The following is a 9,534-nucleotide window of genomic DNA, read 5'->3' as shown; positions in this document are numbered from 1 at the left end:
ATAAAATAAGTTAAACTAAAATGCTGCGGAATTTAGGTATATTAAAGATACCAACAACAATATCCAGAACAACCCTTATGGTATTCTCCATGGTGGTGAATACGACCGTAAGCGCACGATGGTAACTGGTCACGTTGACTTGAAGTTCAACCTTCTCAAGGGCTTGACATTCACCACAACCAATGGTATCGACTATAATGATTACAAGTGGTACAATTTCACATCAAGCAAGGTGAATACCTCTGGTAACTCAATGGGCAACAACGATGCAACAGTTACCGCTTTGCAGTCAACCAACAACTTGACCTATAACAACAAGTGGGGTGAGCACTCTTTGACCGCAACAGGTGTATGGGAAGTTACCTCTAATGAGGTTCGCCGTATGGGTATGACTGGTACAGGTATTATCCACGAACAGGTGGGCTACTGGAACGTAGCAGATGCTACATCTAAGACTCCTACCAACGGCTATAGCAAGTGGACCATGCTCTCTGGTGTAGCTCGCGTAATGTACAACTATGCCGACCGCTACATGTTGACAGGTACTCTCCGTGCCGATGGTTCCAGCCGTTTCACCAACAAGAAGTGGGGTTACTTCCCATCAATTGCAGGTGCTTGGACTGTTTCTAATGAAAAGTTCTGGGAGCCTATCAAGAATGCTGTAGAATACATGAAGATCCGCGCCAGCTATGGTGTCATCGGTAATCAGGACATCACTCCTTATTCTACCCTTGGATTGTTGAAAACTACAGATTTCTCATATGGTACAAACCAATCTTACACAGGTTACTGGGCAAATGGTCTTGCTACACCAGACTTGACATGGGAGAAGGTACACCAGTTCGACCTCGGTGTTGACTTCGGTTTCTTCGGCAACCGATTGAACGTTAGCTTCGACTATTTCAACAAGACTACCAAGGATGCTCTCTTAGAGACGTCATCTCCAGGTTACTCAGGCGGTACCACATACTGGGTAAACGCAGGTGAAGTAAACAACAAGGGTATTGAGGCAACCATCAATGGTCAGATTATTCAGACCAAGGATTGGACATGGTCAACAACTCTGAATGTCAGCTACCTGAAGAACAAGGTAACCAAGATGACAGCTTCAGATCCTATTATTTATGGTCAGACTCCTTCTCCTGGTACAGTTGATCCATGTACTATCATCAAGGAAGGTGAAGCTATCGGTACATTCTACGGCTTCAAGTGGGCAGGTGTAGAAAAGAATGACAAGGGAGAGTATGTTGATATGTATTACACTGCAGACGGCAACAAGACAGCAGACCCAGACGCTTCTAAGGACCGCTTCATATTAGGTCATTCAAATCCAGACGTTACATTAGGCTGGAACAACACCATAACCTATAAGAACTGGGACTTCAACGTATTCTGCAATGCAGCCTTCGGTGCTAAGCGTCTGAACATGGTACGTTTCGCAATGAACTCAATGGTTGGTGCATCTATGTTCGTAACTGATAAGGATTACTTCGGCAATATTGGTATCACCATGCCAACTCCAGGTGCAGAGAACAAGACCTATGGTAACTCAGACAAGTGGCTCGAGAATGCAGACTACTTCCGCTGCGAAAATATCAGTGTTGCTTACACATTCCCACGTAGCGTAACCAAGTTGGCAGACATTCGTCTCTCACTCTCAGCTCAGAACCTCTTCACCATCACAGGCTATAAGGGTATTGACCCAGCAGGTGCTTCATTCGGCGAAAAGAATATAGACCGTGATAATGGTTTGGATATGGGTGCTTATCCTAATCCTCGTACCATCACAATGGGTGTTCGTGTAACCTTCTAATTTCAACAATCTAAAAACTGTAATAATTATGAAAACTAAGAAATTATTATATATTGGTTGTCTCATGGCAGCATCCTTGGTTACTTTCTCGTCTTGTGGCGATTTCTTGGATGAGGATCCTAAGGGACAGTTAACCCCAGAGAAGTTCTTCCTTACAGAAGATGACCTTACTGCGAGTGTTAACGCTTTGTACGAAAGAATCAACCAGACACAGAGCTGGACCAATCCTATGTACCCACAGTGGCAGGGTGATGATATCACAGCCAACCCAGGTTCAAACAAGCAGGCTTGTGCAGCTCTTGATGCTTTTGCATCTGAGGGTGCCAACAAGGGTGTAACAGATGCATGGAATCTGCATTATTCTGTGATCAAGGCTGCTAACCTGATTGTAAATGGAGCAGGAAATGTGAATGGCTCACAGGAAAAGAAGAACGTAGCCTTTGGTAATGCCCACTATTGGCGTGCATATTCTTACTTCTATCTGGTACGTGTATTCGGTAAAATACCTATCATCACAAATACAGACATTAACCAGTTGGATGCTCAGCCTGCAGAAATTGCAGAAGTTTACGAAATGATCGTTAAGGACTTGAAGGATGCCATCAACGAACTTCCTACCAAGTACGATTATGAGCCAGCTCGCCTGTTTGATGTAGATGTTTGGGTTACCAAACAGGCTGCACAGTCAACATTGGCTGCAGTTTATATGTCTATGGCAGGCTACCCTCTCAATAAGGGCACAGAATACTACAAGCTCGCTGCAGAGCAGGCAAAAGATGTCATTGACAACAACCGTACATATGGTTTCATCTTGAACCCTGACTGGAAGGATGTTTACTCTATGGGTAACAACTACAACAAGGAGACCTTACTCGGTATCAACAATGATGCCAAGGGTTGGTGGGATCATGACTCACAGCTTTCTTCTTGCTGCCGTTTCGAAAGCCTCGGTGATGGTGGCTGGGGTGACGCCTGGGGAGAGATTGCTTTCTGGAAGAGATATCCAGAAGGACCTCGTAAGGATGCCATCTACGCAAAAAGAATTACATTCCAGGATGGTACTGTAATCACTGCAGATTGTAATTGGTGGGATATCCCTACTGCAGACCTTTGGGTTCCTATTACAATGAAGACTGATGCTAAAGAACTCGAGAAGCAGATTAAGGGTCTGGATGAAAAAATCGAAAAAGAGAAGGATAGTGAAAAGAAGACCGTCAGAAAAGTTAACGGAAAATACGAAAAACTCTTATTCGAAAAGGGTAAGAAGTGTGTCAAAGAATATCACCCTATGTTCACTATCTTCACTGTAAACTGTGATGAGAAGGGTGGAATGCTCAGACAACCATACGATTGTATGAAACCTAACTATAGTGGTATGGTTAACGACCGCCGTCATAACCTCATCCGTTATTCTGAGGTGCTCCTCTGGTATGCTGAGAGTGCTGCCCGTGCAGGTCTCGACCTGAGAGAAGCTAAATATTACCTGAAACTGGTTCGCCAGCGCGCCGTAAATTCTGCTGATGTAGATAAAGTTACTCTTAGCGATGGTTCTATCGTGAATATCGACAACATGAACGCTGCTCAGCTTGCTGAAGCTTGCTACATAGAGCACGGATGGGAGGTTGCAGGTAACTGGGTATCAATGGTTACACGTCGTGCAGATGAACTCCGTATGGACGAACTCAAGAAGAACTTCGAGTATCGCGTTGCCAATGCTCCTGTAGTTATCGCTAAGGAGGGTGACAAGGAATATACCGCTCAAGAAAGCGTTACTGTTACTGGTCCTTGGTCAGAGGATAGAATCTACTGCCCATACCCAACAACCGACGGTGAGAAGAATCCTAACTTGAAACATTAGACTTCATAGGTTATTCATTATATCATATCATTGAAACTTGTAATATAAGTTTAAGATGATGTTTAGTACAAACTTAAAGAGGGCGTGCCGATTTGCGGCATACCCTCTTTTTCACATATTATCTGAATTCATTTCAATATGGAAAAATAAATCATCAACTATTCATTTGATATTATTTTTTTATTACCTTTGTATCATTCATTATTAACAATCCTATAAACAAATCATGATGAACAACAAAACGATATGGTTCACAGGGGTAGGCTTGGCATGTCTGCCTACCCTCCTATGGGCTAAGCAAAACGCCCAACAGCCTAATATTCTCTTTATCCTCTGCGATGATATGGGATATGGTGATCTGGCATGTTACGGTCAGCCGTTCATCCACACACCCCATATCGACCAAATGGCTAAAGAAGGTATGCGTTTTACCCAAGCATACGCAGGTTCACCCGTATCAGCACCATCCAGAGCCACAATCATGACCGGTCAGCATACCGGGCATACCCATGTAAGAGGCAACAAGGAATACTGGAGAGGTGTGCCAATGGTAAAATACGGACAAAACGAAGAGTATTCTGTCGTAGGACAAGAACCTTACGACCCACAGCACAAGATTCTGCCGGAGATGCTCAAGGACAAAGGCTATAGAACAGGCGTATTCGGCAAATGGGCAGGCGGATATGAAGGTTCTGCCTCTACTCCCGACAAACGGGGCGTGGATGAATTCTATGGATACATCTGTCAATTTCAGGCGCATCTCTACTACCCTAATTTCCTGAACAGATATAGCAAGGCTTTGGGAGATACGGCTGTAGTGAGAGAAGTGATGGAACAGAACATCCAATATCCGATGTTTGGCAAAGACTACTTCAAGCGTAATCAGTATTCTGCCCGCATTATTCACGACAAGGCACTGGAATGGATCGACAAGCAGGATACCCTGCATCCCTTTGCAGGTTTCCTCACCTATACCCTTCCGCATGCCGAGTTGGCACAACCAGAAGATTCTATCGTAGAGAATTACCAGAAGAAATTCTTTAACGACAAAACCTGGGGAGGATGGGAAGATTCGAGATACAACTCCGTGGTACATACCCATGCCCAGTTTGCAGGAATGATTACCCGATTGGACCAGTATGTGGGCGAAGTTTTCACAAAACTCAAGGAGAAAGGACTTGACAAGAACACCATTGTCATCTTTACATCCGATAACGGACCTCACGAAGAAGGAGGAGCCGATCCTGAATTCTTCGGACGCGACGGAAAGTTGAAAGGATTGAAACGCCAATGCTATGAAGGAGGTATCCGTATTCCATTCATTGCCTGGTGGCCAGAACATATCAAGGCAGGAACAGTCAACAATACCCAGTTTGCATTCTATGACCTGATGCCTACCTTCTGCGATTTAGCCGGAATCAAAAATTTTGCCAAACGCTATACCAACAAGAAATTGGCAGGTGACGGATTCGATGGCATTTCTATTGCTCCTACCCTCTTGGGAAAAGATGCACAGCAGAAACATCACGATTACCTCTATTGGGAATTTCATGAGACCGACCAGATAGGTGTAAGGAAAGGAGACTGGAAACTGGTAGTAGAAAAGGGAGAACCACATCTCTATAACTTAGCGACTGACATTCATGAAGATCATGATGTATCAGCTGAGCATCCGGAAATATTAGCCGAACTTTTAGCTGCCATCAAGAAGGAACATAGAGATAGTCCTGATTTCCAAATCACTTTACCAAAATTTTAGGCACACAGTCTTGATGCAGATTACATTTCCCTCATTTAGAAAAGAATGAATATGATGAACGATAATATAGCAACCCCATTTGCCAAGCCCCTGTACGTGATGCTGAAACCGGCTGGTGCTCATTGCAACTTAGATTGCAAATACTGTTATTATCTGGAGAAAAACAACCTCTACAACACATCTCAGCGGCATCTCATGACCGACGAGATGCTGGAGCAATTTACCCAGGAATACATCGAAGCACAAACCATGAATCAGGTACTCTTCACCTGGCATGGAGGAGAACCGCTGATGCGCTCCATCGACTTCTACAAGAAGGCGCTGGAACTGCAGAAGAAGTACGCCCACGGCAAACAAATCGATAACGTCATCCAGACCAATGGTACACTCCTTACCGACGAATGGTGTGAGTTTTTCGCTCAAAACCATTTTCTGGTAGGTATCTCCATCGATGGTCCACAGGAATATCATGATCATTACCGACAGACATCTGCCGGAAAACCATCTTGGGAAAAAGTGATGCATGGCATCAGCCTCTTGAAAAAACATAGAGTGGAATGGAATGCGATGGCAGTGGTAAATGCATACAACGCAGAACATCCTTTGGAGTTTTATCATTTCTTCAGAGACAATGGTTGCCAGTACCTGCAATTCACCCCTATCGTGGAACGACTGACAGAACATGAAGATGGACGCACTTTAGCAAGTTTAGCCGATGTAAGTTATGAAGATAATTATGAGGATGTAGGGAATGCGAAAAAACAGAAAGAAAATCAGGAAATCACAATTGCCGATTTCTCAGTAACTTCTGAACAATGGGGCAAATTCCTCTGTACCATCTTCGATGATTGGGTTCGCCATGATGTAGGTAAAATCTTTGTGGAAATCTTCGACTGCACACTGGCCAACTGGGTAGGTGTACAACCAGGCATCTGCGCCTATTCCAAGGAGTGTGGTCATGCCGGAGTGATGGAACATAATGGCGATGTATTCTCCTGCGACCACTTCGTATTCCCAGAATATAAACTGGGAAATATCCAGGATAAATCCCTGATAGACATGCTTTATGGAGAAAAGCAACAGGCATTCAGTCGCTTGAAACACACCTCTCTTCCCCGCCAATGCAAGGAGTGCGATATGGAATTTGCCTGTCATGGCGAATGCCCTAAAAACCGATTTGAAAATGATAAATATGGAGAGCCTGGCTTGAATTATCTCTGCAAGGGATATTACGAATACTATACCCATGTGGCTCCTTATATGGACTTTATGAAGCGGGAATTGCAGGCACAGCGTCCTCCAGCCAACATCATGAATGTTTTGAAATAAACTTAATATAAGGAAGAAAAATAGCCTGAAACATTTGTTTATCAAAAGATAATTCGTACTTTTGCAAAAGATATTTAAAAAAAGAAGAATATGGACTTAAAAGGAATCTATACTGCAGATGCCAACCGATACACAGACTCGGAGGCACTCTATAAAAGATGTGGCAAGAGCGGAGTTCTCTTACCAAAAATAAGTCTTGGTTTCTGGCATAACTTCGGAGGAGTAGATCCTTACGAACGCAGCAGGACCATTACTCATTATGCTTTCGATCATGGCATTACCCACTTCGACCTGGCCAACAACTATGGTCCTCCTTATGGTAGTGCCGAAGAAACGATGGGCAGACTCATGCAAGATGATTTCCGTCCATATCGTGATGAACTTTTCATTGCCACCAAGGCAGGATATGATATGTGGGAAGGTCCTTATGGCAACTGGGGTTCTCGTAAGTATCTGATGGCAAGTCTCGACCAGAGTCTCAAGCGCATGAACCTCGACTATGTAGATCTTTTCTACAGTCATCGCTACGACCCTAACACACCGCTCGAAGAAACACTTCAGGCGATGGTAGATATCGTGAAGCAAGGCAAGGCGCTCTATCTCGGCATCAGCCGATGGCCACTGGAAGCCCTGAAGTTCGCTGACAAATATCTCAAGGAGCGCGACTGTCCACTGCTCATCTTCCAGGACAGACTCAACATGCTCGACCGTGCACCACAGGAGAATGGAACCCTCGACTATTGCCACGAGAATGGCATCGGTTTCATCTCCTTCTCACCTTTAGCACAAGGTCTCCTCACCGACCGCTATCTCAACGGAATCCCAGCAGACAGCCGTATGGCAAAGGAACATTTCCTCAAGCACAGTGCCTTGACACCGGAGTTGATGGAGCAGTTGAAGCAATGGAATGCCGAAGCAGGCGAACGTGGAGAAACACTCGCAGAAATGGCTCTCGCCTGGATTCTCCAGCAGAAAGGCGTTACCAGCGTATTGGTAGGTGCCAGTTCAACAACCCAGCTGGAAAAGAACATAAAGTGTGTTCATGCCAAGGCTTTTTAATCCAGCGTATAGGCACCATCCGAAAGAAGCACCCCGATGGTTCACAGGCATTTCCCGACTCTCGTTCAGCATGTATCTGATGCATATGTTCTTCCTGGCTCCTATAAAACTTATTTTCCTACCATTAGCGCAAATTATTCGCGGATAATCTGCGCTAATGGTAGGAAAAAAGCACGTTAGCGCAGATTATCTGCATACTATACCTATATAATTATCCGAATATTGCAGATACGGAATATAATGGATAATTGGCAAGCCAATCCTGCTCTCTATAAGGTGACATGGATAGGCGCATACCTTTCAATCCCTGATTGCGCTCCACAAACACCCTCAGACTCTTAGCCTGCAAATTCTCCTCAGCCTTTACTTCTATCGGAATGATTTTTTCCTCATCCTGCACCAGGAAATCTATTTCACCACGTGAATTTTCAGCCGACCAATAATAGATAGACAGGGAAGATTTCTCCTTAAGCTGCTGCAGGACATACTGTTCTGTCAGCGCCCCCTTAAAATCAGAAAACAACACATTTCCTTCCAGCAAGCTTTGGACAGGAATATTGCTCATGGCCCCCATTAGTCCCACATCAGACAGGAATAACTTGAAAGCAGAAAAATCCTCGTATGCAGCCAAAGGCAACAGGGCTTTCTTGCAGCGGTTTACCTTATAGATCAACCCTGCATCTTTCAGCCATTCGATGGCGAGTTCAAAATCCTTTGCTCTGGCTCCTTCCTTCACGGCACCATAGATGAATTTCTTGTTTTCCTTAGCGAGTTGGGATGGAATGGATTTCCATACCATTCGGATACGTGGAACTTCTATAGCCGGGGCATGTTTGGAAAAATCACGCTCATACGCTTCAAGGATTCCTTTTTGAATGCTTCTGACTTTAAACAGATTCCTCTCACTGGCAAAAGCCTGGACTACAGCCGGCATTCCCCCTACCAGATAATACTGTCGCAGGCATTCCTCGAATTTATTCCGGAACATGGTTATCATATTCCAATCCTTTGACATGAGCAGTTCCACCATACGGCTTTCACCGATTGCATCCAGGAATTCAAAGAAAGTAAGAGGATATAAATGCATGAAATCTACCTTACCTACAGGAAAAGAGTCATTCTGATGCATTGCTATTCCGAGCAATGAACCTGCAGCTACAACATGATATTGAGGTGCTTTTTCTGCAAAATACTTTAATGCGGTAATACCCCTGGGCGCTTCTTGTATCTCATCAAGGATAATAAGCGTATCTTCGTCTATAGAAACTCCTGTACTCCATTGTATGCTATTAATAATGCGGGGGATATCAAAGTCATGAGCAAAAACTTCCCGGAGCATTTCATTGTCTTCGAAGTTTACATACGCACTACGTGTATAGGCCTCTTTGGCAAATTCCTGCATCAGCCAGGTTTTGCCAACTTGGCGGGCTCCAAGCATGATCAACGGCTTTCGGTCGTTGCTTGCTTTCCATTGATATAGGTATTTGATGGCATTTCTCTTCATAACTATCTGATTATTTGATACTTTTGAATACAAAAGTACATTTTTTATTTCAAAGAATATAAAAAGTCGTCCTTAAAAATGTATAAAACTACGAAAAGTCATCCTTAAAAGTGTAAGAAATCACAAAAAGTCGTCTTTAAAAGTGTATTTTACCCTTCGTCGCCTTGCTGAATTTGTCTTATACGTGAAAAAGTTGTCACCTTTAGGATGGT

At 44.0% G+C, this 9,534-nt stretch carries 6 protein-coding genes; 5 read left to right on the top strand and 1 reads right to left on the bottom strand.

What is annotated here, in order from left to right; genetic code table 11:
- Positions 1-40 precede the first annotated feature (40 nt).
- From DW917_RS15375 to DW917_RS15355, 5 genes are all read left to right on the top strand, one after another.
- A complete protein-coding gene (locus DW917_RS15375) occupies positions 41-1,813 on the top strand; it encodes a SusC/RagA family TonB-linked outer membrane protein (RefSeq protein WP_255415343.1) in 1,773 nt (590 codons plus the stop codon).
- Between the two features lie 28 nt (positions 1,814-1,841).
- Entirely contained in the window at positions 1,842-3,671 is a 1,830-nt protein-coding gene (locus DW917_RS17345) for a RagB/SusD family nutrient uptake outer membrane protein (RefSeq protein ID WP_158570204.1), read from the top strand.
- A 229-nt stretch (positions 3,672-3,900) separates the two neighbouring features.
- Complete coding sequence (locus DW917_RS15365; protein ID WP_118120134.1) at positions 3,901-5,430, top strand: arylsulfatase; 1,530 nt, start codon at positions 3,901-3,903, stop codon at positions 5,428-5,430.
- A gap of 54 nt (positions 5,431-5,484) precedes the next feature.
- A complete protein-coding gene (locus DW917_RS15360) occupies positions 5,485-6,759 on the top strand; it encodes an anaerobic sulfatase-maturation protein (protein ID WP_118120132.1) in 1,275 nt (424 codons plus the stop codon).
- A 90-nt stretch (positions 6,760-6,849) separates the two neighbouring features.
- On the top strand, positions 6,850-7,818 hold the full coding sequence (locus tag DW917_RS15355; protein ID WP_118120130.1) for an aldo/keto reductase: 969 nt from the start codon (positions 6,850-6,852) through the stop codon (positions 7,816-7,818).
- A gap of 211 nt (positions 7,819-8,029) precedes the next feature.
- On the opposite strand, the gene DW917_RS15350 is transcribed toward DW917_RS15355, so the two are convergent.
- Complete coding sequence (locus tag DW917_RS15350; protein WP_118120128.1) at positions 8,030-9,322, bottom strand: ATP-binding protein; 1,293 nt, start codon at positions 9,320-9,322, stop codon at positions 8,030-8,032.
- Positions 9,323-9,534 lie beyond the last annotated feature (212 nt).

The organism is Prevotella sp. AM42-24 (assembly GCF_003461825.1).
Lineage (GTDB): Bacteria > Bacteroidota > Bacteroidia > Bacteroidales > Bacteroidaceae > Prevotella > Prevotella hominis.
This window is presented reverse-complemented; position numbering and strand designations above follow the sequence as displayed.

Excerpts from the sequence above, each read along its gene's own strand:
- DW917_RS17345 (WP_158570204.1), top strand. The coding sequence starts at position 1,842 with ATGAAAACTAAGAAATTATTATATATTGGTTGTCTCATGGCAGCATCC.
- DW917_RS15365 (WP_118120134.1), top strand. The coding sequence starts at position 3,901 with ATGAACAACAAAACGATATGGTTCACAGGGGTAGGCTTGGCATGTCTG.
- DW917_RS15360 (WP_118120132.1), top strand. The coding sequence starts at position 5,485 with ATGAACGATAATATAGCAACCCCATTTGCCAAGCCCCTGTACGTGATG.
- DW917_RS15355 (WP_118120130.1), top strand. The coding sequence starts at position 6,850 with ATGGACTTAAAAGGAATCTATACTGCAGATGCCAACCGATACACAGAC.
- DW917_RS15350 (WP_118120128.1), bottom strand. The coding sequence starts at position 9,322 with ATGAAGAGAAATGCCATCAAATACCTATATCAATGGAAAGCAAGCAAC.